Below are 25,357 nucleotides of genomic sequence, written 5' to 3'. Positions count from 1 at the left end.
CCTCGAACTCGTAGATCCGCGCCGCCGTGTTGCCGTTGTTCGCCGGCGTGGTCACGTTCAGCTTCACGTACCGCGCCGACCGCTGGGTGAACTGGTGGTACGAGCGGCTCGCCCGCACCGAGGACGCGGTCGCCACCGTCGTCCAGTTCGTGCCGTCGGCAGACGTCTGGACGGTGTAGGCGCCGGTGTTGAACCCGGTGGTCTCACCGCCGAGCCCCGCGTGCTTCAGGACGACCGACCCGACGTTCTGCGCCGAGCCGAGGTCCACCTGGAGGAACTTCGTGCCGCTCGCCAGGGAACACCACTTGCCGGACAGGCTGCCGTCGAACGCCTTCGCCGCCGCCTCGGTGTCGGCGCAGGGCGCGGATGCCGTGGCAGGCTTGCCCAGAGCCAGGTTCGTGCCCAGCGCGGGCGCCGCCGGCGGGGGAGTGAAACCGTCGTTGTACGACGGCGGCACGTCCGCGGCGTTCGTCCCCCAGGTGCTGGGCGACGACCCCATCGTGTAGTTCAGCGTCGTGGTGCCGGAGATGTCCCCGTAGCGCAGCCACGACTTCGCCGACGCGGTGCCGTTGCGGCTGAAGTTCTGCACGTACGGCGCCGACGGGCCGGCGCCCGACGCGGTGATCTGCAGCGTCGCACCCGGCCGGGTGACGGTGACGGCGGGGAACAGCGGGCCGTGCAACGCCAGCACGTCCGCACCCGGCGTGGGCGGGTACATGCCCATCGCCGACCAGACGTACCACGCGGAGGTGGCGCCGAGGTCGTCGTTGCCGGGCAGGCCGCCGGCCGCGGTGGTGAACGACTCGGACATCACGCGCCGCACCGCCGCGCTCGTGCCCTGCGGGTAGGCGGCGTAGTGGTAGGCCCACGGCACACCGTGCTCCGGCTCGTTGCCGATGTAGAAGTACGGCTGGCTCAGCCCGCCGTTGAGCTGGGTGAAGTGGTGGTCGAGCCGCTGGACCGCGGTCTTCGGGCCGCCCATCAGGTTGATCAGGCTGCCGAAGTTCCACGGCACCATCCACGTGTACTGCGAGGCGTTGCCCTCGGTGTAGCCGCTCGGGCTGCCGGGCGTCACGGGCCACGCCCACGAGCTGTCGGAGTTGCGCTTCTGCACGTAGCCCGACTCGGGGTTGTAGACGTTCGACCACCACTGGGCGCGCGTCATGTAGGTGTTGTACTTCGCCGTGTCGCCCACGGCCTTCGCGAACTGGGCGACGGCGAAGTCGGAGGCCGAGTACTCGAGCGAGTCCGACGGGTCCTCGGTGACGAAGTGCCGGCTGAGGTAGCCGGACTGGCGGCCGCGGATCGCGCTGCCCTGCGTGGTGCCGCCGTTGGAGCTCTTGTCCATCAACGCGAGCGCCGCGGCGGTGTCGAAGCCCCGCACGCCGAACGCGTACATGCTCGACACGACGATCGGCCCGGGATCCCCGTTCATCACGAAGATCTCCTGGCTGTTGTGCGACCACTTCGGCAGCAGGCCGCCCTGCTGGCCGTCGAGGACCATGGACTTGGCGATGTCACTGGACTCCGCGGGGGCGAGCAGCGCGATCAGCGACGCCCACGAGCGGTAGATGTCCCAGCCGGAGTAGTTCTGGTAGACGGTGTGCGAGGCCGTGCGGACGGCCTGGTCGAAGCCGCGGTACTGGCCGTTGACGTCGCTCGCGATGTTCGGGTTCTGGAACACGTGGTAGAGCGACGTGTAGAACTTCTGCAGGTCCGCCGCGGAACCACCGGAGACCTGCACCCGGTTCAGCACGTCGTTCCACGCGGTGTCGGCGGCGGACCTGGTGGCCGCGAAGTCGAAGCCCGTGTTCTCGGCGGCGAGGTTGGCCTGCGCGCCCGCGACGCTGACGAACGAGACGCCGACCTTCAGCTGCACCACGGAGTTCGAGGTCGTGTCGAAGGTGACGTAGGCGCCGGAGTTCACGCCGCTGGTGCTCGCCGACCCGGCGGTGACCGTGCCGCCGAGCCACGTGCCGAAGCCGGTCGGCGCGCGGTCGAACTGGATGGCGTAGTAGAGCGGGTAGGTCTTGGACGAGCCGCAGAAGCCGCCGCCGGTGAACGTGCCGGTGATCTGGCTGCCGCTGACCGAGATGGACCCGGCGCGGTTGCCGGTCGCGCTGCGGCTGCTGTTGATCAGCACCCTGGCGGCGTTCGTGCTCGGGTAGCTGAGCTTCATGAACCCGGTGCGCTTGGTCGCGGTCAGCTCGACGCCGGTGTTGTAGGTGTCGAGCCGGTTCTTGTAGTAGCCGGGCGCGGCCGCCTCGTTCGACTTCGTGTACGTGCCCGCGTAGCCGGTCCAGTTCGTGCCGGGGGAGTTGGTGACGTTGCCGGTGATCGGGAGGATGCCGAGGTCCTCGTTGTTGGCGCAGCCCGCCCCGTTGAAGTGGGTGAGGCTGAACTCCTCGATCTTGGTGTCGCTGTAGCGGTAGCCGGACGGCGACGCGGTCGGCGTGTCCGGGCTGAACTGCACCATGCCGAACGGCACCACGGCGCCGGGGTAGGTGCTGCCGCCCGCGCCGCCGGGCACCGGGTTGGGGGAGTTGCTGTTGTCGGTGCCGATGAACGGGTTCACGTGCTGGGTCAGCGCGGCCGCGGCCCGCGGTGCGGCGGCCGCGGGGGTGGTGGCGGTGGCGAGACCCGCCACCAGCAGACCCGCGGCGAGCAACGGGATGGGGAGTCTGGCGCGTCGGTGCAGGGAGCCGAACATGGACCTTCCTCTCGTGTGTTGTCAGGCAGGGGTAGACAACGTTGTCAACGCCCGCGTCGGGGCGCCGTTCGAGGGGCCGCGGGGATCAGCAGGCGGGGAAGAGCGCTCGCGTGCCGCCGGTCGCCGTCCGGTCGCTGAACCGGCAGCCGAACCGCGGGTCGTCGGTCTTGCGGACGTCGTCCCCGGCGGGCCGCTTGCCGCGGTCCACCCAGGTCGTCAGGTCGCGCCAGGCGTCGCCGGCCTCGGCGGGGGAGAACTCGCAGTGGTCGACGGTGCGGATCGCGCGCTGCACCAGCAGGCCGGTGCGGCCGAAGCGGGCCGTGTCGTCGCGGTAGTGCTGCTCCATCTTGAACGGCACGAACATGTCGCCGATCCCGTGCAGCGACACGACGGGAGCGGTCGGCAGCCCCTGCACCGCGGGGATCTCGGTGAGCGCCCACGTGGCGCGCGCGACGGGGTTCGCGGCACGGACGCGGTCCACGGTGCCGTTCACGTCGACCGGCGAGTTCGGCCGGTAGCGCGTGGACAGGTTCGAGGCGACCAGCTGCGGGTTCTCGGCGAGGTTCGTGCTCGTGGAGGCGCCGACGAGCCCGAACAGGAAGTCCTGCCAGTAGACGTGGGCCGCGTCGCTCGCGGGCCGGGCACCTCCGGACAGCTCCGCGACGACGGCGCGGAACTGCTCGTCGTCGCCCGCCAGCGCCTGGCGGATGCGCGGCACGACGGCGGTCTGGTAGTCCGCCGGGAACGGGTGGGCGCGGATGCCGGTCACCGCCTGCGCGGCGAGGTGGAAGCTCAGGAAGTAGTCGAACAGCTCGTGGTCGCCCACCACCCCGCACATCGGCAGGGCGCCCGCGTAGAAGCCGGGGTACTGCTCCAGCGACCGGGCGATGACGTGCCCGCCCATCGAGACGCCGGCGAGGAAGACCTTGTCCGGCCGCTGCACCAGCCGCCCGAAGAGCGTCGCGAGCTCACGGGTCGTGGTGACGCCGGCCCGGACGTCGTAGGCGTTGCTGTAGTACGACGACGCCGCCCACGCGTAGCCCTCGTCGAGCCACTGCTGCCGCAGCCCGTACGAGGGCGTGTCGACCGTGAGGACCTTGCCGGTGCCGCGGTAGCCGTGCGCCCACATCGCGAGCCGGCCGTTCCAGCGCGGCGGCACCTCGATGACGTAGCCCGCGTGGCTGTGCACGCCCTGCAGGACCCTCGTCGGCCGGCCGCCGACGGTCGCGGGTGCCAGCGGCGGGTTGGCGATCGTGTAGCCGGGCAGCGGCTGGCCGCCGCGGTCGGCGGAGGCGGGCTGGGTGGCGGTGAACACGAGGAGGAACGACAACGCGACGCTGAGCAGTCGTCTCATGCCCTCGGACGCTACTGCGGAGCGGCCTCGGCCGCAGGAAGCCGTTCGGCCGCACGCGGGGTGCCCCGGTGCGGCCGAATGCCGACGTCAGAGGATCGGGCTGCTGTGCGCGCCGAGGTGCACGGGCAGCGAGTGCAGGCCGTAGACGATCGAGAGCTTGCGGAAGTCGAGCGTCGCCGGGTCGGCCGCGAGGCGCAGCTCGGGGAACCGCCGGGCGAGCGCCGGGTAGGCGATCCGCAGCTCCATCTTGGCGAGCTCCGCGCCGATGCACCGGTGCGCGCCGTAGCCGAACGCGAGGTGCTGGCCCGCGGGCCGGGACGGGTCGATCACGTCCGGGTCCGGGTAGACGCCGGGGTCGCGGTTGGCCTGCGAGAGCGAGCACGCGACGATGTCGCCCGCCCTGATCCTCGTGCCGGCGATCTCGACGTCCCGGCGCGCGATCCGCAGGAACGCCACCTGCACGACGGTCTGGTGCCGCAGCAGCTCGTCGACCACGCCGTTGACGGCCTCGTCGCCGGACTGCACCCGCTCGAACAGCGACGGGTCGCGCAGCATCGCGAGCGTGCCGAGGGAGATCATGCTGGCCGTCGTCTCGAACCCGCCGGTGAGCAGGCCGTCGGCGAGACCCGCCAGCTCGTCGTCGTCCAGCGCGTCGCCGTGCTTGCGGATGAGCTCGCCGAGCAGCCCGTCGTTCGGGTTCGCGCGCTGCGCCCGCACCAGCTCGCGGAAGTAGACGATCGACTCGGACACGGCCGACAGCGAGGTCGTCGCCGCTCCGCCGAGGTCGAACCGGGAGACGCTGCGCCGCTGGAACTCCTCGCGCTCGCTCGCGGGCACGCCCAGCAGCTCGCAGATCGTGAGCGCGGGCACCGGCATCGCGAAGTGCTCGACGAGGTCGACCGGTTCGTCCTTCATGGACATCAGGTCGAGCTGGTCCGCCACGATCTGCTCGATGCGCGGCACGAGCCGCGACAACCGCCGCATGGTGAACTCGGGCGTCAGGACCTTGCGCAGCCGCGTGTGCTCGGGCGGGTCGCTGAACCCGAGCCCGCCGGGCGCCTCGTCGGCGAACAGGCCCAGGTCGCGCAGGTGGCCGAAGTCGTTGCTGAACGCGTCGGCGTCCACCAGCACCTGCTTCGACGCCTCGTAGCCCGTCACGAGCCACACCGTGACCGGCAGCGGCAGCCGCGTGACCGGTCCCTGCGCCTGCATCCGCGCGAGCTCGGGCACCGGGTCCAACCCGTTGCGGCGCAGCGGAGCCAGGACACGCGAGGGCACGAACCACGACGACCCGAGGTCGAAGCCGGTCTTGCTGAGGTGCGCGAGCAACCTCTTGCCCATCCATCCGGTCACGCGGGACCGGACGTCTGTCGCTGACTGCAGAACGTCCCTCATGAGGCAGTCCCTTCGGCGGAAAGGGTGAGGTGGCCGCCGACGGCCACGGGAACGGACAATAACGACGCCGCCGCGAGCCCGTCGTCATACCTGGGCCTAACGCGCCGTCATACTTTGGTCCAGATGTTGATCAGGGTCGAATGGGTGCAGCGCAGGGCGCCGGGTCCATAACAGAGTGTCAGCTTTCGCTGTGCACCGCCGGTAAAACGCCGAGATCGGTGGTGTGGCGGGTTCCACAGACCCCCGGGGTGGAACCCGCCGCACGGCGTCAGTGGCAGTGCCCCCGCCGTCCCAGCGACTCGACGGGCGTCGCCCCCGGCCGGGTCCACTGGGGCACCGGCCGGCTGTCCTCGCCCCAGCCGGCCTCGCCGGCGGCGTTCGCCCGCCAGAACCACCCGGCGGGCCGGGCCGGCGGCCACCCGTCCGGACGGTCCTCCCACTCCTCGCCGCGCCCGCGCACCGTCATGTCGAGCAGCCCGAGCGAGGCGTTGACCCGCTCGGTGCCGCGCCCGGTCGTCGAGTACGTCAGGAACGTGCGGTCGCCGTTGCGCAGGTAGCTCGTCAGGTGGCCCATCTCGCCGCCCACGGGCTCGGCCAGGCCGCGCACCGAGTACCAGGGCTGCGCGTAGCCCATGAACGCCGTGAACGCCTCGACCTCCTCCCACGCGCCGGTCGTGACGAAGGCGAACGAGACGCCGCGGGCGTGGAGGTAGGCGGCGTCGTCGAAGTGCCACGGGATGTGGGTGCAGCCCTCGCACTGGCCCTGGTGCGGCGCGCCGTCCCACCACATGTGCTTGTAGACGAGGAGCTCGTCACGTCCCTGGAACAGCTCCAGGAACGGCACCGGCCCGTCGGCGCCGACGACGTCGGCGGAACCGTCGAACTCCACCATCGGCAGCCGGCGGCGGGCCGCGGCGATGGCGTCGCCCTCGCGGGTGTGCGCCTTCTCGCGGACGAGGAGCTCGTCGCGGGCCCGCTGCCAGGTGTCCAGGTCGACGATCGGGGGCTGTGCGGTCATGGTCGGTCCTCCGTCGGGATCGGGTTCACCCCGGCGTCGAACCCGCGCTCACGATCTCGACATCGGGAGCTCGGCACCCCTCCAGCGGGACCTCAGCCAGCGGTCGTGGCTCGCCACCACGATCGCGCCGGGACCCGGTCCCAGCGCGTCCTCCAGCTCGTCGCACAGCGTCGGCGACAGGTGGTTCGTGGGCTCGTCGAGCAGCAGCAGCGCGGGCGGTGCCGCCACCAGCAACGCCAGCGCGAGCCGCCGTTGCTGGCCCACGGACAGCGTGCCAACCGCCTTGCCGAGGTCCCACCGGTGCAGCAGGCCGAGCGACGCGAGCGGCACCTCGGCGACGCGGGCGGCGCCCAGGGCACGGCCGTAGGTGGCGCGGGCGGTGAGGCGCGGGTTGGCGAACGCCGTGTCCTGGTCGAGCAGGCCCACGCCCACCCCGGCCCGCCGCACTCCCGGCACGTCCAGCTTCCCGGCCAGGACCAGCAGCAGCGTCGACTTGCCCACCCCGTTCGGGCCGGTCACGAGCAGCCGGTCGCCGTCGCGCACGTCGAGGTGGTCCAGCACGAGCCGTCCGGGCACGTGGACCTGCCGCAGCGACACCAGCGCCTCCGCCGGAGTCGTCAGGGACGCCTGGAAGCGGAGCGGGCGCGGGGGAGCGGGCACGGCGCGGCGTTCCAGGTCCTCCAGGCGGCGGGTGGCGTTGCGGACGCGGCGGGAGATCTGGCTCTGCACGCGGTTCGCCCGCACGCCGTAGCCCATCTTGTCGCCGTCGCGCATCGGCCGGTCCGGCGCGACGCGGCCCGCGATCAGGCCGAGCGACGACCGCAGGCCGGCCAGCTCCTCCTGCTCCTCCGCGTACCGGCGTTCCCAGCGGGCCCGGTCCGCGCGCTTGTGCGCCAGGTACTCGCTGTAGGTGCCGCCGAAGCGGACCGGGCCGCCGACCGCCGGGTCGAGGTCGAGCAGGTCCGTGCACACCGCGTCGAGGAACGCCCGGTCGTGGCTCGCCACGACGAGCGCGCCGGGCAGGCCGCGCAGCTGCTCCTCCAGGAACGCCGCCGCCTCGTCGTCGAGGTGGTTGGTGGGCTCGTCGAGCAGCAGCGCGGACGGCCGGCGGATCACCAGCGCGGCCAGCGCCAGGCGCCGCCGCTGGCCGCCGGAGAGCGTGCCGAGCGCGCGGTCGTGCCCGACGTCGCCAAGCTCGAGCCCGTCCAGGACGACCTGGGCGCGCCGGTCCGCGTCCCAGGCCTCGAGCCGCTGGGCCAGCTCCAGCCGGTCCGCGTACTCGGCGAGCTGGTCCTCGCCGGTGAGGCGTTCGAGGTCGGCCAGCACGGCCCTGGCCTCCGCCAGCGCGTCGTCCACGACGTCGGCGACGGACGCCGAGTCGGGGAACGCGAGCTCCTGCGGGAGGAAACCCGGGTCCGCCGGCCCGCTCACCGTGCCGCTGTCGGGCTGATCGGCACCAGCGAGCAGCCGGAGCAACGTCGACTTGCCCGCGCCGTTCTCGCCGATCAGCCCGATCCGCCGGCCGGGTGCCGCCGTGAGCGACACGCCGTCCAGCACGCGGCGGCCGCCGAACCCGCGCACCAGTTCGTGCGCGACGAGTGCGATCTCAGCCACGGCCGGCCTCCACCAGCTTGCCGCCGTCGAGGCGCAGCCGGCGGTCGATCCTCACCTCGCTCAGGAACCGTTCGTCGTGACTGACGACGACGAACGCGCCCTCGTAGGCGTTCAACGCGCTCTCCAGCTGCGCGGCGCTGACCAGGTCGAGGTTGTTCGTCGGCTCGTCGAGCAGCAGCAGTTGCGGCGCGGGCTCGGCGAACAGCACGCACGCGAGCGTCGCGCGCAGCCGTTCGCCACCGGACAGCACGCCGACCGGCAGGTGCGCCCGCGGACCGCGGAAGAGGAAGCGCGCCAGCAGGTTCATCCGCTCCGCCGGGGGCATCGCCGGGGCGAACGCGGCCAGGTTCTCCGCGACCGTCCGCGCGTCGTCGAGCAGGTCGAGACGCTGCGACAGGTACGCCACCCGCCCGTCCGCGCGCTTGACCTCACCGCCGTCCGGCGTCAGCGAGCCGTGGACGACGCGCAGCAGCGTCGACTTGCCCGCCCCGTTCGGGGCGGCGAGCGCGATGCGTTCCGGGCCGCGGATCGCGAGGTCGGCGCCGTCGAACAGGTCGCGCACCCGGATGTCCGTGCCGGTGAAGAGCGTGCGGCCGGCCGGGACGGCGGTCTGCGGCAGCTCCAGGCTGATCCGCTGCTCGTCCTTCAGCGAGCGTTCGGCCTGGTCGAGCCGGGTCTTGGCGGCACCGAGCCGGGAGGCGTGCGTGCCGTCGGCCCTCGCGGCCGAGACCTCGGCGTTGCGCTTCATGGTGCCGGCGAAGATCCGGGGCAGACCCGCGTTCGACAGGTTCCGCTGCGCGGTGGACGCACGGCGGGCGGCGCGTTCGCGGGCCTGCTGCATCTCCCGCTTCTCCCGCTTGACCTCCTGCTCGGCGCTGCGGACGTTCTTCTCCGCCACCTCGCGCTCGGCCGCCACCGCCTCCTCGTAGGAGGTGAAGGCGCCGCCGTGGAAGCGGATCTCGCCGCCGTCGAGCTCCGCGATCCGGTCCACCCGGTCGAGCAGCGCGCGGTCGTGGCTCACCACGAGCAGGCAGCCGCGCCAGTCGTCCAGCACCTCGTACAGCCGGTGCCGGGCGTCCAGGTCGAGGTTGTTCGTGGGTTCGTCGAGCAGCAGCACGTCCGGCTGCTTCAGCAGCTGCGCCGCGAGGCCGAGCGAGACCACCTGGCCGCCGCTCAGCGTCCCCAGGGGGCGGTCGAGCGCGAGGCCGCCGAGCCCGAGCCGGTCGAGCTGGGCGCGCGTGCGCTCCTCGACGTCCCAGTCGGTGCCGATGGTGGTGAAGTGCTCCTCGGCGGCGTCACCGGACTCGACGGCGGCGATGGCGCGCAGGACGTCCGCGACGCCGAGCACCTCCGCCACGGACAGCCCGGCGGTGAGCGGTAGGTCCTGCGGGAGGTGGCCGAGCACGCCCTCGACGGTCACGCTGCCGCCGGAGGGGGTCAGCGTGCCGGCGACGAGCTTGAGCAGCGTCGACTTGCCGGCGCCGTTGGGGGCGACGAGACCGGTGCGGCCACCGGGGAAGGTGGCGGACAGGCCGGTGAACACGGGTGTGTCGTCGGGCCACGAGAAGGAGAGTCCGGACATGACGACGAAAGCGTCTGACATGGGTGTGAGACCTCGGGTGTGCCACGCGGCCGAGCGCGCGTGAGTGGAAGAGGGGACGACGAAGCGGCCATCGATCTCGATGGCCTGTCACATCCCGGGCTCACCCGGAGATGTCGTCTTCACCCACCAGCACGTCGAGCTCCTCTGCCGGGAACGGAGGTCCGCCTCCACGATAACAGCCGTCGCGAGTGGAATTCCGGGTCATGATTCACTCGGTTCGTGAGCAACGAACCCGTCCTCGAACTGCTGCGCGAGCGCACGCGCCGCCGCAGTGTCGCGGGACAGCGCGACGACGGCGCGCGGCTGGTGCTGCTGATCGAGGGCGGCAGCTCCCGCGGCGCGTACTCGAGCGGCATGACCGCCCCGATCGAGCAGCACGGCCTGCTGCCGGCGTTCGACGCCGTCTACGGCAGCTCCGCGGGCACCCTCAACGCGGCCTGGCTGCTGTGCGGCCGCGTCGAGCGCAGCAAGCACGCCTGGTGGGACCCGGCGGTGATGCGCTCGACGATCAACCCGCGCCGCGCGTTCGGCAGGCGGCCCGTCGTCGACACCCGGCACCTCGTCCACGAGATCTACACGCGGCTGCACCCCATGGGCTTCCAGGAGATCCTCGACAACCCCGTCGAGTTCCACCCGATGGCCACGGACGGGCTCAGCGGCGAGTCCACCGACCTGCACAAGACGATCCACGACACGCTCAGCGTGCAGACCGCCCTGCGGGCCTCGGCCGCGATGCCGCTGCTCGCCGGCGAACCCGTGGTGATCGACGGCCGCCCGTACGTCGACGCGGGCCTGACCGAGATGGTCCCGGTGCGCACGGCCCTCGCGCAGGGCGCCACGCACGTCGTGGCGTTGCGCACCCGCCGCACCGACGAGGTCGCGATGCCGCCCGCCCGCGCCGAACGCCTGCTGCTGACGCGCTGGTTCGCGAAGTACGCGCCGGGCGCCGCCGCACCGTGGCTCGGCCGCGTCGCGTCGTGGGTGGAGGAGGAGGCGGCGCTCGACTCGCACCCCGCGTGCCTGCAGATCCGGCCTCCGCTGGGCAGCGCGCAGATCGGGCGCACCGAACGGGGGCCGCAGGTGCTGAAGGCGGCGTTCGAGACCGGCGCCGCCGCGGCGCGGGAGGCACTGGCCGAGGTCGCCGACCAGCTACGTTGAGCGCGTGGACTTCGACGAGTACCGGAACTACGACGCGACAGGGCTGGCCCGGCTCGTCGCGGACAGGCAGGTGTCCGCGGCCGAGCTCCTGGAGACGGCGAGGGCCCGCGCCGCCGAGGTGAACCCGAAGCTGAACGCGATCGTCCGGGACGTGCCCGCGGAACCGTCCGACGACCTCACCGGGCCGTTCGCCGGGGTGCCGTTCCTGATCAAGGACCTCGGCCAGGACTACGCGGGCCTGCCCACCTCGAACGGGTCGCGCTCGCTCAGGCGGCACGTCGTGGCCCAGCACTCGACCGTGGTCCAGCGGTGGATCGACGCCGGGCTGGTGATCTTCGGCAAGACCAACCTGCCGGAGTTCGGCGCCAAGGCGATCAGCGAGTCCGAGGTGTGGGGTCCCGCGCGCAACCCGTGGGACCTCGGCCGCACGCCCGGCGGGTCGTCCGGGGGCAGCGCCGCCGCGGTGGCCGCCGGGATCGTGCCGTGCGCCGGGGCGAACGACGGCGGCGGCTCGACGCGCATCCCCGCGGCGTGCTGCGGGCTCGTCGGGCTGAAGCCGGGCCGCGGGCTCACGCCGTTCGGTCCGGAGACCGCCGAGATGATGCACGGCGCGGCGGTGCAGGGAGTCGTGTCGCGGACCGTGCGCGATACCGCGGCGATGTTCGACGTCATCTCCGGCGGCGAGCCGGCCGGGCCGTACTCCGTCGCGATGCCCCCGGACTCGTTCCTGTCGTGCGTCGGCGCAGATCCCGGCAGGCTGCGGATCGGCGTGCGGGTGCCGTCGGCGATCAACCCGAACCCGGATCCCGAGGCGCGCAAGGCGGTCGAGTCGGCTGTGCGCGTGCTCACCGAGCTGGGCCACCACGTCGAGGAGCTGCCGGAGGCGCCGTTCGACGACGCCGTGCTGGCCAAGGACTTCCTGCTGACGTGGTTCGTGAACCTCGCTTGGAAGGTGGCCGACGCGAAGCGCCTGACCGGGGCGCCGGACATCGCCTTCGAACGCGACACGCTGCTCATGGCGGCGCTGGGCCGGGCCACGAGCAGCGTCGACTACGTGGACGCCGTGCACCGGCGGCACGAGCACACCCGCCGGCTCAGCACGTTCTTCGAGTCCTACGACCTGCTGCTCACACCGACGCTCGCGACTCCGCCGCCGAAGGTCGGCCAGTTCGAGCTGCCGGAGTCGTTGCAACGCGCGACCGACGTGCTGCTCAAGACCCGCACCGCGCGGTTCCTGCGGCACACGAAGATCGTCGACGACATGATCCGGGACAACCTCGGCTGGGTGCCGTACACGCAGCTCGCGAACATCACCGGCCGCCCCGCGATCTCGCTGCCGCTGCACTGGACGGCGGACGGGCTGCCGCTCGGCGTCCAGTTCGTCGCGCCGCTCGCGGGGGAGTCGCTGCTGATCAAGCTCGCGGCGCAGCTCGAGGAGGCGCTGCCGTGGGCGGACCGGGTGCCGGTCATGAGCTGAGGAACCGCAGCAGTTCCGCGGTGACGAACTCGGGGTTCTCCTCCACGAGCCAGTGCCCGGCGCGCGGCACGTCGGCCGCGCGCACGATGTTCGTCATCCGCGGCGCCGCCGTGCCGCGGATCGCCTCCGCCTGGCCCTCCGCGGCCAGGACCAGCGTCGGCGCCTGCACCGGCCGTGCCGCCTCGGTGTCGCGCACGTCCTGGTCGAGCGCGCGGTAGAGCTCGAACCCGTTCGTCAGCGCCGTGCGGTAGGTGCGGGCGTACTCGTCGATCTCGGCGCCGGTGAACGGCGACTTCGCCGACGTGCCGCCGAAAGCCGTGCCCTGGTAGGAGACCTGCGGGTAGAAGAGCGCCAGGTACTCGCGGACGTCGTCGTGCACGACGGCCTCGGGCACCTCGCGCTGGGAGTGGAAGGCGATGTGCCAGCTGAGGGTCCGGTACGTGCGGGCGTCGATCGCGGGGCCGGGCAGCGGCAGGTCGAGGTAGCCGAGCTTGGCCGTGCCGGCGGGGAACTGGCTGGCGTACTGGAACGCGACGGCGGCGCCGAGGTCGTGGCCGACGACCGCGGGTTTCTCCAGGCCGAGCTTCGTCGTCAGGCCGTGGACGTACCGCGCGAGCGTCGCCTTGTCGTAGCTCCTCGCCGCGCCGGTGCTGTCGCCCAGACCGGGCAGGTCGACGGCGTAGACGGTGTGGTGCCGCGCGAGCTCCGGCATGATCGGCCACCAGCCGTACCAGGTCTGCGGCCAGCCGTGCAGCAGCACGACCGGCGACCCGCTCCCGCCTGTCACGTAGTGCATCCGGACGCCGTCGACGTCGGCGAACTCGTGCTGGAAGCTCTTCTGGAACTCCGGGTCGTCGCGCGTGATGGCGGTGTGGGCGGGGGCTTCCGGCGCGGGCGCGCAGGCCGTGAGGAACAGGAGAAGTGCGAGCACGAGGCGTTTCATGGCCCCAGGGTCGCCGTGCGGGTGCTGATCTGGCACGGAAACTTGCCGGTCTGGCAAGATCGGACGGGTGAACCGCGAAACCGAAGAGGTCCTCGACGGCGTCGGCCCCCGGCTGCGGGCGCTGCGCCGGCACCGCGGCATCACCCTCGCCGAGATCGCGACAACCACGGGCATCTCCGAGAGCACGTTGTCCCGCCTGGAGAGCGGGCAGCGGCGGGCCACCCTGGAACTGCTGCTCCCGCTGGCGCGCCTCTACGCCGTGCCGCTGGACGAACTGGTCGGCGCGCCCCGCACCGGTGACCCGCGCATCCACCTGACGCCGATCCACAAGTACGGCATGACGTTCGTGCCGTTGTCGCGCCGGCCGGGCGGGGTGCAGGCGTTCAAGATGCTCATCCCCGCCACGCCGGAGCCGCTCGACCCGACTGTGCAGACGCACGACGGGTTCGAGTGGCTGTACGTCCTCAACGGACGGTTGCGCCTCGTGCTCGGCGACCTCGACCTGACGCTGCCGCCGGGCGAGGCCGCCGAGTTCGACACCTCGTCACCGCACTGGCTGGGCAGTGCCGACGGCGGCGCGGTCGAACTGGTCGTGCTGTTCGACCCGCAGGGCGTGCGGGCGCACGTCCGCCCCGCTACCGCCGGCTGAGCCGGGCGGTGGCGATCACGCCGGTCAGCGCCACGAGCGCGGTGACGACACCGAACCAGGACGCCATGGCCGCCGCGCCGATGACGCCGGCGACGAGTCCCGCGACGATCGCCGAGACGCCCATGCCGAGGTAGCCGACGACGTAGATCGCGGTGAACAGTCCGGCGCGTTCGTGCGGCGCGACCTCGGGCACGAGCCCGCGGGTGGTGCCGGCGAACGCCGCGCCGATGCCCGCGCCGGTGAGCAGCGCGGCGACCCAGAGCAGCGCCTGCACGTGCGCGCCGACGGCCCCGACGAACACGACCGCGCCGACCGTGATGCCGCTCATCCCTAGTAGCCGCAACAGGTGCGGGCGCACCGCGCTCGTCCCGGCGGACACGACCGTGCCCACCGCGAAGACGGCGAACGCGACCAGCGCGCCGACGATCGGGCTGCGCACCTGGAAGACCGACACCAGCACGACCGGGACCAGTCCCATGTAGAGGGTCATCATCATGAACGCGCTGACGATCCCCGGAACCGTCGTCGCGTAGAGGCGGCGGACCCGGGAGGGCAGCGACACCCTGGGGATCAGCGACCGCAGCGCACCGGGCTTGCGCGTCGCGGTCTCCGGCGTGACCACCGCGAAGGCCGTGGCGAGAGCCATGACCACGACCAGCACCAGCCACACCGCGAACGCCGCGTCGGACGCGAACTGCGCGATCAGTCCGGAGTAGAGCGCGCCGATGCCCAGTCCTGCGAGCGGCGCCATGCTGGTCATCTGCGCGCCGAGCTTCTTGTGCCGCTCCGGCGCGAGCTCGACGACGGCCGCGCTGAGCGAGCTCGACGCCGCCGCCGTGGCGACGCCCTGCACGATCCGCGCCACGATCAGCCAGCCGATCGACGGCGACAGCAGGAACACGACCATCGCGACCAGGTCCAGCGCCAGCGAGCCGATCATCAACGGCCGCCGGCCGACGTGGTCGGACAGCGAACCGACCACCGGGATCGTGACCAGCAGCGCGAACGCGTAGACGCCGAACGCCAGCGTCAGCACCCAGGGCGCGAACCCCCAGCTCGCCTGGTAGATCGGCAGCAGCGGGGTCGGCGCCCCCGCCGCGACGAGCACGGCGACCATCGCCGCCGAGATTCCCGCGAAGCCCACGCCACGCGGCAGGAAGAGTCCCCTTCTCCGCGTGGTGGCGGCGGGGCGGTCGAGGACAGCGGTCATGACGGTTCCTCCACGTCGGGTCGAGGCCACCGACGCTAGAGATCGCACTTCGTTATTGCAAGTAAACTCTTTTTTACGAAGTTAGCTCGGACTGCGCAAGCGAGCTATCGTGGAGGTCGTGAAGCGACGCGACTACGCCCAGTACTGCGGTTTGGCCCGGGCCCTGGAGCTCGTCGGCGAGCGCTGGGCGTTGCTGATCGTGCGCGACCTCACGATCCGCCCCCGCCGCTACACCGACCTCCAGGAAGGCCTGCGCGGCATCCCGACGAACGTGCTCTCGACCCGCCTGAAGGAGCTGGAGCAGGCGGGCATCGTCGAACGCCGGGTGGCCCCGGCCCCCGGCAGGGGAGTGGTCTACGCCCTGACCGAGGTCGGCCAAGCGCTGGAGCCGTCGCTGATCGCCCTGGGCCGCTGGGGCGCGTCGCAACTCGGCGACCCGCAGCCCGGCTACGTCGTGACGCCGGACGGCGCCGTGCTGAACCTGCGCGCCGCGTTCCAGGCGGAACAGGCCGAGGGGCTGACCGCGTCGTGGCAGCTGCACCTCGCCGGCACCGTGGTGCACGCCGTGCTGGTGGACGGCACGCTGACCTCCGGCCTCGGACCCGCGCCCGGCGGCGCCGACCTGGTGATGACCGCGCGGTTCGCCGAGGACGAGATCCCGGCGTACCGGTCGTTCGTGCGGGCGGCCAGGGAGGGGCGGGTGGACCTGGAGGGGCCGCCGGAGCTGTTCGAGACGTTCCTGCGGGTGTTCACCTACCCGGTGGCGGTCTAGCGGCGGCCGGGCCACCGGGCTCCCGCGACCGAGGCCGCCTCGCGGCGCCGCACGCTCCGCGAGGCCCGCTGTCGCCGATGCCGCTGCCCGCCTGCCGCCGCTGCCCGCTTGCCGCCCGCCGTCGTCCGCTGCCCGCAGCCGTCGCGGTGTCGCTGTGCATCGCCGATGCCTGCCCGCCGGGTCTCGCCACCGCCTGCTGCCGCTGCCCGCTTGCCGCCCGCTGCCCGCAGCTGTCGCGGTGTCGCTGTGCATCGCCGACGCCTGCCCGCCGGGTCTCGCCACCGCCTGCTGCCGCTGCCTGCCGCCGCCGTTTCGCTGCCTGCCGCCGTCGTTCCGCGGCCGGCCACCTGCCGCGCACCGCGACGCCCGCCCCAGCCCCGCCCCCATCCGCCGGCCACCATCCGCCGCCCACCGCCCGGACCGGCACGCGTCCCGCCCTGTGACCGCCACCACCGCGAAACCTCGGCACCGGGCACGTGTGGGTGGTCACGCCCACCCCGCCGACCAGCGCGCCCGCCCCCGCACCGCGAACATGGGTGTTGCCACGGATGGACACGTGGCGCTCCCGCCAGTCAGTCTCGCGTGCGTGGCGGGAAGTGATCACGGAAAGGCGGCGCGTGTGTCGTTGTTCGCGCGGATCTTCCTGCTCAACGCCGTGGTGCTGGTCGCGGCGGCCGCCCTGCTCGTGTTCGGGCCGGCCACGGTCTCCACGCCCGCGCTGCTGCGCGAGGTGCTGGTGCTGGCGGCGGGGCTCGCGGTGATGCTCATCGCCAACGCCCTGCTCATCCGGGTCGGGCTCGCGCCGCTGGGCAGGCTGACCAGGGCCATGACCACGATCGACCTGCTCAAGCCCGGTCCCCGGCTGCAGGCCAAGGGGCACGGGGAGATCGCCGAGCTGATCACCACGTTCAACAGCATGATCGACCGGCTGGAGGCCGAGCGCGGCTACAGTTCGGCCATCGCGCTGTCCGCGCAGGAGTCGGAGCGGCGGCGGGTGGCGCAGGAGCTGCACGACGAGGTCGGGCAGTCGCTCACGGCCGTGCTGCTCGGGCTCAAGCGGGTCGCGGACCAGTCGCCGCCCGAGGTGCGCGAGGAGCTCGTGCAGGTGCAGGAGACCACGCGCAGCACGCTCGACGAGATCCGCCGGATCGCGCGCCGGCTGCGGCCGGGCGTGCTGGAGGAGCTGGGGCTCGTGAGCGCCCTCAAGTCGCTGACCACGGAGATCACCACGCAGACCGACCTGACCGTGAAGAGGTCCTTCGACAAGTCCCTGCCGCGGCTCGACGCCGAGACCGAGCTGGTCGTCTACCGCGTCGCGCAGGAGGGCCTCACCAACACCGTCCGGCACGCCGGCGCCGGGAAGGTCGAGCTCAGCCTCAAGGCGCGGACCTCCCACGTGGAGCTGCGGCTGCGGGACGACGGCAAGGGTATCGGCACGAGTCCGGAGGGAGCGGGGATCCGCGGGATGCGGGAACGGGCGTTGCTGGTCGGGGCGGAGCTCGCCGTGGGGCCGGCCGAACCGGGTGGCACCGAGGTGCGCCTCGTCGTGAAGGCGGCGACCGGATGACCGTGCGCATCCTGCTGGCCGACGACCACGCGCTCGTGCGGCGCGGCGTCCGCCTGATCCTCGACAACGAACCGGACCTCGAGGTGGTCGCCGAGGCGGGCGACGGCGCGGAGGCCATCAGCAAGGCCAGGGCCGACCAGCCGGACCTCGCGATCCTCGACATCGCCATGCCCCGGCTGACCGGGCTGCAGGCCGCCCGCGAGCTGTCCCGCATCCAGCCGGACCTGCGCATCCTCATGCTCACCATGTACGACAACGAGCAGTACTTCTTCGAGGCCCTCAAGGCGGGCGCCTCCGGGTACGTGCTCAAGTCCGTGGCCGACCGCGACCTCGTCGAGGCGTGCCGGTCGGCCATGCGCGGCGAGCCGTTCCTCTACCCCGGCGCGGTGAGCTCGCTGATCCGCAACTACCTGGACCGGGCCAAGGAGGGACTGCCGCCGCGGACGATCACCGACCGCGAGGAGGAGATCCTCAAGCTGGTCGCGGAGGGCCACTCCTCCAAGGAGATCGCGGACATGCTCGTGATCAGCGTCAAGACCGTCGAGCGGCACCGGGCCAACCTGCTGCAGAAACTCGGGCTCAAGGACCGCCTCGAACTCACCCGGTACGCGATCCGCGCCGGGCTCATCGAACCCTAGGAAACTCGAGTGAACGTCGAAGTGACGCCCCTGCCCGGCATAGGGGTCAGGCAGGACTTCTCCATCCGCTCCGGCCGCCGGATCGGCGTGATCACCTACCGCGACGGCAAGTTCGAGCTCATCTTGTCCAAACAGGACGATCCCGACGCGACCGCGGCGTCGATCCCGCTCGCCCCGGAGGAGGCCGGCACGCTGGCGGGTCTGCTCGGGGCGCCGCAGCTCGTGACGCAGCTCGACAAGCAGCACCGCGACATCGCCGGCATCTCCACCCGGCAGCTGCCGGTGACCGCGTTCGCGAGCCGCACGCTCGGCGACACCGCGCTGCGCACCCGCACCGCCGCGTCCATCGTGGCGGTCGTGCGGGCGGGCACCGCGCACCCGTCGCCGGGCCCCGACTTCCTCTTCGAGAACGGCGACCTCGCGGTCGTCGTCGGCACCGCGGAAGGGCTCGATGCCGCCGCGGACATCCTGACGGGCGGCTGAGCGCAGTGCACGACACCACGATCGCGCTCATCCAACTGGGCGCGGTCTTCTTCGGACTGGGCCTGCTCGGCAGAGTCGCCTGGAAGTTCGGCATCTCGCCGATCCCGCTCTACCTCGTCGGCGGTCTCGCGTTCGGCTCCGGCGGCCTCATCCCGCTGCACGGCATCGAGGAGTTCGCCCACCTCGCCAGCGAGATCGGCGTGGTGCTGCTGCTGTTGCTGCTGGGCCTCGAGTACTCGGCGTCCGAGCTCACGACGGGGCTGAAGAAGTCGTGGATGGCGGGCGTCCTCGACATCGTGCTCAACGCCGCGCCCGGCGCCATCGTCGCGCTGCTGCTCGGCTGGGGCCCGGTGGGCGCGCTCGCGATGGCCGGCGTCACCTACATCTCGTCGTCCGGCATCATCGCCAAGGTCCTCGGCGACCTCGGCCGGCTCGGCAACCGCGAGACACCGGTGATCCTGTCGGTGCTGGTGTTCGAGGACCTCGCGATGGCCGTGTACCTGCCGGTGCTCACCGCCGTTCTCGCGGGCGTGAGCTTCCTCGGCGGCCTCACGTCGGTCGGCATCTCGCTGCTCGCGATCACCGTGGTCCTCGTCGTGGCGCTGAAGTACGGCCGGGTCATCTCCGCCGTCGTCGACAGCCCCGACCACGAGGTGTTCCTGCTCAAGCTCCTCGGCTCCGCGCTGCTCGTCGCGGGCATCGCCTCCGAGCTGCAGGTCTCCGCCGCCGTCGGCGCGTTCCTGCTGGGCATCGCGATCTCCGGCTCCACCGCCGAGAACGCGACCCGCCTGCTGGAGCCGTTGCGCGACCTGTTCGCCGCGATGTTCTTCGTCGTCTTCGGCCTCAACACCGACCCGCGCACGATCCCGCCGGTGCTCGGCATGGCGGTGCTGCTCGCGGTCGTCACCACGCTCACGAAGGTCGCGACGGGCTGGTGGGCCGCGCGCCGCCAGGGCATCGGGAAGATGGGCCGCGCCCGCACCGGTGCCGCGCTCGTCGCCCGCGGCGAGTTCTCGATCGTCATCGCCGGTCTCGCCGTCGCGTCCGGGCACGTGAGCGAACAGCTCGCCGCGCTCGCCACCGCGTACGTGCTGCTGATGGCGATCATCGGTCCCATCGCCGCGCGCTTCGTCGAACCGGTCGGCGAGTTCTTCCTGCGCCGCAAGGAGGCTGCCGCGCAGTGAGGTGGCCGGCACTCCTGCTGGCCCTGCTGCTGGCGTTCGTCGGCACGAGCGCGCGCGACACCGCGGCCGACCAGCCGGGATCGGGGCTCAACGCCCCGGTCTCGGCCGTGCACGTGCACTCGACCGCGTCACCGGACGCCTGCTGGGCGCTGCTGTCCGCGGTCAGCGACCCGCGCCCGCCGGAGTCGCAGGTGCTCGTGGCCGCGATGGGCGCCGTCAGCGCCGAGGGAACGACCTCAGGTCACCGGTCGAGCCGGGCGCCGCCGTGCGCGGCCGCCCCCGACCCCCAGAACCCCTTGACCTGAGGAAAGCTGTCCATGTCGATCGTTGCTGCCGTGCTGCTCGTCGCGTCCATCCTGTTCGCCCTCGCCGCTTTCGTGGGAATGGTGCAGCGCAAGGACCCGTTCTACGGCGTCGTCGGACTCGTCACGCTGTGCGTGCCGAGCTCGATGCTCGCCTTCGCCTACCTGGTGGTGGCCTGATCCGCGGGCCGGTCGAGCCGGGCGAAGCCGCGCGCGACGCCCAGCTCGACCAGGTCCTGCGGCCGCAGCCGCAGCTGGTCCGCCGTCTGCCGCGCCCGTGACGGGTCGCGCTTGAGGATCGCCGCCGCCAGCTCGGGGGAGATCACCGCCAGGTAGCCGTCCGGCGTCACCCACAACCGCTCGGGGTGCGCGAACGCCAGCGCGCCCCCGGACCCGCCCTCACCGATCAGCAGCGACGTGACGGGCACGCGCGCCGCCGCGACCGCCGTGAACATCTCCGCGATCGCCGCCCCGGCTCCGGCCTGCTCGGCCGCCGGGTCGTTGGCCGCACCCGGCGTGTCGACGAGCGTGAGCACCGGGACGCCGAGCCGGTCCGCGAGCCGCACGAGCCGCGCCGCCGTCCGGAACCCGGCGGGCCGCGTGGCCGTGCCGCACTGCGCCGCGTAGGCGAACGCCACCCCGTCGCGCTGCCCGAACCCGCACAGCACACCGGGGTCGACGCCCCCGGCCCGGTCGCCGCTGACCGGCTCGTGCCAGTCGAAGTAGGCCGCCAGGTAGTCCTGCGCGTGCGGGCGGAGCGCGGCGCGGGCCCGGTGCACGGCGTCCCAGCCGGTGCCCGGCACGGTCGTGGCACCGAGCGCGTGCGGCACGGGCGCGGCGTGCGGCGCCGGTGCGGTGAGCAGCCGCAGCCACCGCTCCAGCCGGCCGCGCAGCTCCTGCGCCGGCAGCAGCTGGTCGACCAGGCCCGCCGCGAACTGCTGCGACACCGAGTACCCCGGCGGCCGCACCCGCGACCCGGCGAACCCGACCTGCGCGCCGCGCAGCCCCAGCACGACGTCGGCCCCGGCCCCGAGCGTGGCCCAGCCGCCGCCGGTCGTCGGGTCGCGCAGCACGGCGACGTGCGCGAGCCCGGCCTCGCGGTGCAGCGCGAGCTGACGGGCGATGCGGGGGAGCTGCATCAGGGCGGGCGTGCCCTCCTGCATGCGGCTGCCCCCGGTCGCGACCAGCGACACGACCGGGACGCGCAGGTCACGGGCGTGGGTGAAGGCCCGCTCGATGCGCGCGCCGGTGCGGGTGCCCAGCGAGCCGCCGAGGAAGCCGAACTCGAACGCGACCAGCACGGCCCGGACGCCGCCGATCTCCGCGACGCCGCAGACGACGGACTCGCGTTCGCCGGTGCGGGCGGTGGCGGCGGAGAGGGCGGCGCCGTAGCCGGGCCACCCGAGAGGTCCGTCGCCACCGGGCGGGCCGGGGTCGTCCGGCAGCTCCGCGAACCCCTCCGCGACCCGGCCGATCAGCTCCCTCGCGGACTCACGTCCCGAGGGCACGCTTCATCACCTTGCCCATGTCGTTGCGCGGCAACGACTCCACGAACCGCACCCGCCGCGGCCGCTTGTGCGGGGTCAGCAGCCGGGCCACGTGGTCGGACAGCTCCTCGGCCGCGGGCGCGTCGCCGGCGGGCACCACCCAGGCGACGATCCGCTCGCCCAGGTCGTCGTCCGGTTCGCCGGTGACCGCCACCTCCTTCACCGCCGGGTGCTCGAGCAGCGCGTTCTCGATCTCGCCCGCGCCGATCTTGTAGCCGCCGCTCTTGATGATGTCGGTGGCCTTGCGCCCGACGATCCGGTAGTAGCCGTCGGCGTCGCGCGTGCCCACGTCACCGGTGCGGAACCAGCCGTCCGCGAACGCCTCGGCGGTCGCGTCGGGGCGGTTCAGGTACTCGGTGAACAGGTTCTCGCCGCGCACCTGGATCTCGCCGATCGCGCCGGTCTCGTCCAGGGTCGCGCCGTGGTCGTCGACCAGCCGCACCTCGACACCCGGCAGGGGCAGGCCGACCGCACCCGGCCGGCGGTCGCCCGACGCGCGCACGCTCGTGTTCATCAGCGTCTCGGTCATGCCGTACCGCTCGACCACGCGCTGGCCGGTGGCGGCCTCGATCCGCTCGTGGTCGCGCACGGGCAGCGCCGCCGAGCCCGACACGAGCAGCCGCGCCCCGCGCAGGGCGTCCGCGAGCGCCGCGTCCGAGCCGACCTCCTCGGCGACGCGGTGGTACATCGTCGGCACGCCGAACATCATCGTGCCGCCGCCCGCCAGCGCCGCGGTGACGGCCCCGGTCGAGAACTTCCCGAGGTGGTGCAGGGTCCCGCCGCGGCGCAGCGGTCCCAGCACCCCGAGGATCAGCCCGTGCACGTGGAACAACGGCAGCGCGTGCACCAGCACGTCGTCCGCGGTCCACTCCCACGCCAGCGCCACCGCGTCCAAGGTGGACACGATCGACCGGCGCGGCAGCACCACGCCCTTGGGGGAGCCGGTGGTGCCGGAGGTGTAGACGACCAGCGCCGGGGCCGAGAGGTCCGGCTCGGCCGGCAGCTCCGCGCCGGCGCCGTCCAGCGCGACGTCCAGGCGCGGCACGGAGTCCAGGCCGGCGGGCAGCGCGACACCGGGCGCGGCGAGCACGAGGGCGGGCGCGCTGTCCGCCACGATGTGCGCGAGCTCGCGTTCGCCGACCTTGGGGTTGAGCGGCACGGCGGGCACGCCGGCGAGCAGTGCCGCGACGACCGCCACGCACGTCTCGATGGTCGGCGTGGCCCAGATCGCCACCCGCGGCGACCCGGCGAGCCGGGCGGCCAGCGAGCTCGCGCAGGCCGCCAGCTCGGCGTGGGTGAGGGTGCGGTCGCCGAAGCGGAGGGCGACGTGGTCGGACTTCAGGTCGAACATGAACTCACCAGATTCCCGGGACGACGAGGGCGAGCCACACCAGCGGCGGCGCTGCCGCGACCATGATCCCGCCGTAGACCATGAGCTGCTTGAAGAACTTGTCGCGGTCGACGTCCTGCGCACCCGCGAGCACCAGGGCGCCGTTGGTGGAGAACGGGCTCACGTCGACCACGGTCGCCGACACCGCCAGAGCCGCGATCAACCCGACCGAGCTGACCTCGCCCTGCAGCAGGAACGGCACGGCCAGCGGGATCAGGGCGCCCATGATGCCGACCGACGAGGCGAACGCCGACACGATCGCGCCGATGTAGCAGATCAGCAGCGCGGCGAGCAGGGGAGCGCCGACGCCCGCGACCGAGTCGCCCGCCCACTTGATCGTGCCCATCGTCTGCAGCACGGCGACGTAGGTCAGGATGCCGCAGATCAGCAGCACGGTCGGCCAGGTGATCTGCGTGATGGCCTGCTTGGACGTCTCCGGCCACACCACGCTGAGCAGCACCGCGACCGTGATCGCCGCGAGGCCGACGTCGAGGTCGAACACCAGGGCCGCCACGACCAGCGCGACCAGTCCGACGAGGGTGGCGATGCGCGGGGCCGTGAGCGTGACGCGCTCCTCGACCTCGGTCGCCACGTCGGTGCCGCGACCACCACCGGTGCCGGCACCACCACCGGTGCCGGTGACGCCCTCGTCGTCGGTTCCGGCCGGAGCCGCAGTCCCCAGCGGGTGCCGTGCCAGCTTCATCCCGCCCAGCACGACGAACACCACCGCGGCGATCAGCAGGTTCACCACGAGGCTCGCCAGGAACAGCACGACCTCGCCGCCCGGCAGCCCCTCCTTGGCCACGATCCCGTTGACGATCGTGCCGTAGATGCTGATGGGGGAGAACCCGCCGGCCTGCGCGCCGTGCACCACCATCACGCCCATGAGCAGCGGGTTGATCCGGTACTTCGCCGCGAACCCCATCGCGATCGGCGCGACGATCGCCACCGCCGCCGGGCTCACCGCGCCGATCGCCGTCAGCACACCGGTGATCGCGAACATCACCCACGGCATCAGCGCGATCCGCCCGCCGACCAGCCGGATCGCCACGTGCACCAGCCAGTCCGCGGTGCCGTTGGCCCGCGCGATGGCGAACAGGAACGTCACACCCACCAGCACGACGAACAGCGAGCCGGGGAACCCCTTGAAGATGTCGTCGGTCTTCATGTCCGCGACCAGCGTGCCGACCCCGAAGGCCGCGGCGAACGCCAGCGCGCCCATGTTGATCGACCGCGTCGTGGCGATGACGAACACCACGACCAGCACGAGTATCGAAATCAGTTCGGCTGACATGCAGGGCTCCCGTCGTTGGGGCACTCGCAGTGGGACGGTGACAGGGGACAGTGGCCAAGTGGCTCAGCCACTTTCCGCCCACCCTCCACCCGCTGTCAAGAGGTGGCCTAGTGGCTGAGCCACTTGGCCGGATATCCTGGGCAGATGTCCGAGGCACTGCGGCCCATGGTCAAGTCACGCCTGTACGAGCAGGTGCTCGAACGGCTGCGCGCGTACGTGACCGAGGCGGGCCTGAGCGCGGGCGACAAGCTGCCCGCCGAACGCGACCTAGCGGCGAGCCTCGGGGTGAGCCGCGCGTCGGTCAAGCAGGCGATCGTCGTGCTGGAGGTGCAGGGCCTCGTCGAGGCGCGCCACGGCGGCGGCACCTACCTCGTGCGCGACACCCTCGACGTCGAACCGGTCGACCAGCTCGTCGAACGCCGCAAGCGCCTGCCCGAGGTGCTGGAGGCGCGCGAGGCGCTCGAGACCAAGCTCGCCGAGCTCGCGGCCGAACGCCGCACCGAAGCCGAGCTGGAGGACATCCGGCAGGCGCTCGTCTTCATGGGCGAGGAGATCGAGAACGGCGCCAACGGCGTGGAGGGGGACCGCCGGTTCCACGCCGCCGTCACCGCCGCCGCGCACAGTTCGCTGCTCGCGGACTTCATGAAGACGATCGCCACCCAGATCACGGAGAGCCGCACCGAGTCGCTGCGCCAGCCGGGGCGCCCGTCCCGGTCTTTGGCTCAGCACACCGCGATCTACGAGGCGATCGTTGCAGGTGACGGGCGGAAGGCTGCTGCGGCGATGCGCAGGCATGTTCGTACTGTCGCGAAGGTGCGGTTGCTCAGCTGGGTGCCTGAGGACTGATGCGTTCGGGTTCCTGTTCACTGCTCGGGGCTCCGCCCCGGACCCCGCCAGCTGATCAAAGACCGGCCAGCGCCGTGGGTGGGTTGATGGCACGCCTGTTGCGTTGGGCGGCTTGTTGTTGCGTGGGTTCGTGCGTCTGGGGTGGGGTGGTCCCGTCACGAGCAGCGCGGGAGGCAGCCACACCCGAGGGGTCAGGTCAAGTC

At 72.6% G+C, this 25,357-nt stretch carries 22 protein-coding genes; 11 read left to right on the top strand and 11 right to left on the bottom strand.

From position 1 onward, the window contains the following. The 6 genes from ACFWGZ_RS22165 to ACFWGZ_RS22140 all read right to left on the bottom strand — a co-directional run. On the bottom strand, positions 1 to 2,710 hold a 2,710-nt coding region (locus tag ACFWGZ_RS22165), incomplete at its 3' end, for a GH92 family glycosyl hydrolase (protein WP_382453456.1). Positions 2,711 to 2,795: 85 nt separating this feature from the next. Further along, positions 2,796 to 4,064, bottom strand: coding sequence for a hypothetical protein (locus ACFWGZ_RS22160; RefSeq protein ID WP_382453455.1), 1,269 nt, complete (start codon positions 4,062 to 4,064; stop codon positions 2,796 to 2,798). A gap of 87 nt (positions 4,065 to 4,151) precedes the next feature. After that, complete coding sequence (locus ACFWGZ_RS22155; RefSeq protein ID WP_382453454.1) at positions 4,152 to 5,417, bottom strand: cytochrome P450; 1,266 nt, start codon at positions 5,415 to 5,417, stop codon at positions 4,152 to 4,154. Positions 5,418 to 5,727: 310 nt separating this feature from the next. Continuing rightward, complete coding sequence (locus tag ACFWGZ_RS22150) at positions 5,728 to 6,477, bottom strand: DUF899 family protein (RefSeq protein WP_382453453.1); 750 nt, start codon at positions 6,475 to 6,477, stop codon at positions 5,728 to 5,730. Positions 6,478 to 6,525: 48 nt separating this feature from the next. Continuing rightward, complete coding sequence (locus ACFWGZ_RS22145) at positions 6,526 to 8,091, bottom strand: ABC-F family ATP-binding cassette domain-containing protein (RefSeq protein WP_382453452.1); 1,566 nt, start codon at positions 8,089 to 8,091, stop codon at positions 6,526 to 6,528. Beyond that, positions 8,084 to 9,694 carry an ABC-F family ATP-binding cassette domain-containing protein gene (locus tag ACFWGZ_RS22140; protein ID WP_382453451.1) on the bottom strand — a complete coding sequence of 537 codons (1,611 nt, stop codon included), beginning with the start codon at positions 9,692 to 9,694 and terminating at the stop codon, positions 8,084 to 8,086. Before ACFWGZ_RS22140 ends, ACFWGZ_RS22145 begins: the two co-directional genes overlap by 8 nt. Before the next feature lie 219 nt (positions 9,695 to 9,913). Between ACFWGZ_RS22140 and ACFWGZ_RS22135 the strand changes: the two genes are divergently transcribed. Further along, positions 9,914 to 10,852 (top strand): patatin family protein, encoded by a 939-nt coding sequence (locus ACFWGZ_RS22135; RefSeq protein WP_382453450.1) that lies wholly within the window; start codon positions 9,914 to 9,916, stop codon positions 10,850 to 10,852. Positions 10,853 to 10,856: 4 nt separating this feature from the next. Further along, a complete protein-coding gene (locus ACFWGZ_RS22130) occupies positions 10,857 to 12,329 on the top strand; it encodes an amidase (protein ID WP_382453449.1) in 1,473 nt (490 codons plus the stop codon). On the opposite strand, the gene ACFWGZ_RS22125 is transcribed toward ACFWGZ_RS22130, so the two are convergent. Further along, on the bottom strand, positions 12,319 to 13,272 hold the full coding sequence (locus tag ACFWGZ_RS22125; protein ID WP_382453448.1) for an alpha/beta fold hydrolase: 954 nt from the start codon (positions 13,270 to 13,272) through the stop codon (positions 12,319 to 12,321). The genes ACFWGZ_RS22130 and ACFWGZ_RS22125 overlap by 11 nt on opposite strands. A 67-nt stretch (positions 13,273 to 13,339) precedes the next feature. Here ACFWGZ_RS22125 and ACFWGZ_RS22120 point away from each other — a divergent pair, with 67 nt between their 5' ends. Continuing rightward, complete coding sequence (locus ACFWGZ_RS22120; RefSeq protein ID WP_382453447.1) at positions 13,340 to 13,921, top strand: helix-turn-helix domain-containing protein; 582 nt, start codon at positions 13,340 to 13,342, stop codon at positions 13,919 to 13,921. Here the strand turns inward: ACFWGZ_RS22120 and ACFWGZ_RS22115 are convergent. Continuing rightward, positions 13,908 to 15,131, bottom strand: coding sequence for an MFS transporter (locus tag ACFWGZ_RS22115; protein WP_382453446.1), 1,224 nt, complete (start codon positions 15,129 to 15,131; stop codon positions 13,908 to 13,910). The genes ACFWGZ_RS22120 and ACFWGZ_RS22115 overlap by 14 nt on opposite strands. Positions 15,132 to 15,249: 118 nt before the next feature. Here ACFWGZ_RS22115 and ACFWGZ_RS22110 point away from each other — a divergent pair, with 118 nt between their 5' ends. The 7 genes from ACFWGZ_RS22110 (at position 15,250) to ACFWGZ_RS22080 (ending at position 20,257) form a co-directional block, all read left to right on the top strand. After that, a complete protein-coding gene (locus ACFWGZ_RS22110) occupies positions 15,250 to 15,903 on the top strand; it encodes a winged helix-turn-helix transcriptional regulator (RefSeq protein ID WP_382453445.1) in 654 nt (217 codons plus the stop codon). Between the two features lie 619 nt (positions 15,904 to 16,522). After that, positions 16,523 to 17,470, top strand: coding sequence for a histidine kinase (locus ACFWGZ_RS22105; protein WP_382453444.1), 948 nt, complete (start codon positions 16,523 to 16,525; stop codon positions 17,468 to 17,470). Beyond that, positions 17,467 to 18,108, top strand: a complete 642-nt coding sequence (locus tag ACFWGZ_RS22100; RefSeq protein WP_382453443.1) for a response regulator — start codon at positions 17,467 to 17,469, stop codon at positions 18,106 to 18,108. The genes ACFWGZ_RS22105 and ACFWGZ_RS22100 overlap by 4 nt, the downstream gene beginning before the upstream one ends. A 9-nt stretch (positions 18,109 to 18,117) precedes the next feature. Then, positions 18,118 to 18,591, top strand: coding sequence for a cation:proton antiporter regulatory subunit (locus ACFWGZ_RS22095; protein ID WP_382453442.1), 474 nt, complete (start codon positions 18,118 to 18,120; stop codon positions 18,589 to 18,591). Between the two features lie 5 nt (positions 18,592 to 18,596). Further along, positions 18,597 to 19,775, top strand: coding sequence for a cation:proton antiporter (locus ACFWGZ_RS22090; protein WP_382453441.1), 1,179 nt, complete (start codon positions 18,597 to 18,599; stop codon positions 19,773 to 19,775). Then, the gene (locus ACFWGZ_RS22085) at positions 19,772 to 20,080 is read left to right on the top strand and encodes a hypothetical protein (RefSeq protein ID WP_382453440.1); all 309 of its coding nucleotides are present in this window, start codon (positions 19,772 to 19,774) and stop codon (positions 20,078 to 20,080) included. Before ACFWGZ_RS22090 ends, ACFWGZ_RS22085 begins: the two co-directional genes overlap by 4 nt. A gap of 12 nt (positions 20,081 to 20,092) precedes the next feature. Next, positions 20,093 to 20,257: a hypothetical protein gene (locus ACFWGZ_RS22080; protein WP_382453439.1), complete on the top strand. Its 165-nt coding sequence runs from the start codon at positions 20,093 to 20,095 to the stop codon at positions 20,255 to 20,257. Here the strand turns inward: ACFWGZ_RS22080 and ACFWGZ_RS22075 are convergent. From ACFWGZ_RS22075 to ACFWGZ_RS22065, 3 genes are read right to left on the bottom strand one after another with little or no spacing between them, the layout of a single operon-like run. Continuing rightward, positions 20,239 to 21,585, bottom strand: a complete 1,347-nt coding sequence (locus ACFWGZ_RS22075) for a carboxyl transferase domain-containing protein (protein ID WP_382453438.1) — start codon at positions 21,583 to 21,585, stop codon at positions 20,239 to 20,241. The genes ACFWGZ_RS22080 and ACFWGZ_RS22075 overlap by 19 nt on opposite strands. Further along, complete coding sequence (locus tag ACFWGZ_RS22070) at positions 21,569 to 22,975, bottom strand: acyl-CoA synthetase (protein ID WP_382453437.1); 1,407 nt, start codon at positions 22,973 to 22,975, stop codon at positions 21,569 to 21,571. The genes ACFWGZ_RS22075 and ACFWGZ_RS22070 overlap by 17 nt, the downstream gene beginning before the upstream one ends. Before the next feature lie 4 nt (positions 22,976 to 22,979). Beyond that, positions 22,980 to 24,308, bottom strand: a complete 1,329-nt coding sequence (locus ACFWGZ_RS22065) for an SLC13 family permease (protein WP_382453436.1) — start codon at positions 24,306 to 24,308, stop codon at positions 22,980 to 22,982. Positions 24,309 to 24,452: 144 nt separating this feature from the next. Here ACFWGZ_RS22065 and ACFWGZ_RS22060 point away from each other — a divergent pair, with 144 nt between their 5' ends. Further along, the gene (locus tag ACFWGZ_RS22060) at positions 24,453 to 25,154 is read left to right on the top strand and encodes a FadR/GntR family transcriptional regulator (RefSeq protein ID WP_382453435.1); all 702 of its coding nucleotides are present in this window, start codon (positions 24,453 to 24,455) and stop codon (positions 25,152 to 25,154) included. The last annotated feature ends 203 nt before the right edge of the window (positions 25,155 to 25,357 follow it).

The sequence above is a fragment of the Lentzea sp. NPDC060358 genome (assembly GCF_042725365.1).
Taxonomy (GTDB): domain Bacteria; phylum Actinomycetota; class Actinomycetes; order Mycobacteriales; family Pseudonocardiaceae; genus Lentzea.
The sequence above is the reverse complement of the archived record's forward strand: the minus strand, read 5'-3'. Positions and strand labels throughout refer to the sequence as shown.

Excerpts from the sequence above, each read along its gene's own strand:
- ACFWGZ_RS22125 (WP_382453448.1), bottom strand. The coding sequence starts at position 13,272 with ATGAAACGCCTCGTGCTCGCACTTCTCCTGTTCCTCACGGCCTGCGCG.
- ACFWGZ_RS22150 (WP_382453453.1), bottom strand. The coding sequence starts at position 6,477 with ATGACCGCACAGCCCCCGATCGTCGACCTGGACACCTGGCAGCGGGCC.
- ACFWGZ_RS22065 (WP_382453436.1), bottom strand. The coding sequence starts at position 24,308 with ATGTCAGCCGAACTGATTTCGATACTCGTGCTGGTCGTGGTGTTCGTC.
- ACFWGZ_RS22060 (WP_382453435.1), top strand. The coding sequence starts at position 24,453 with ATGTCCGAGGCACTGCGGCCCATGGTCAAGTCACGCCTGTACGAGCAG.
- ACFWGZ_RS22080 (WP_382453439.1), top strand. The coding sequence starts at position 20,093 with ATGTCGATCGTTGCTGCCGTGCTGCTCGTCGCGTCCATCCTGTTCGCC.
- ACFWGZ_RS22100 (WP_382453443.1), top strand. The coding sequence starts at position 17,467 with ATGACCGTGCGCATCCTGCTGGCCGACGACCACGCGCTCGTGCGGCGC.
- ACFWGZ_RS22160 (WP_382453455.1), bottom strand. The coding sequence starts at position 4,064 with ATGAGACGACTGCTCAGCGTCGCGTTGTCGTTCCTCCTCGTGTTCACC.
- ACFWGZ_RS22115 (WP_382453446.1), bottom strand. The coding sequence starts at position 15,131 with ATGACCGCTGTCCTCGACCGCCCCGCCGCCACCACGCGGAGAAGGGGA.
- ACFWGZ_RS22140 (WP_382453451.1), bottom strand. The coding sequence starts at position 9,694 with ATGTCAGACGCTTTCGTCGTCATGTCCGGACTCTCCTTCTCGTGGCCC.
- ACFWGZ_RS22070 (WP_382453437.1), bottom strand. The coding sequence starts at position 22,975 with ATGTTCGACCTGAAGTCCGACCACGTCGCCCTCCGCTTCGGCGACCGC.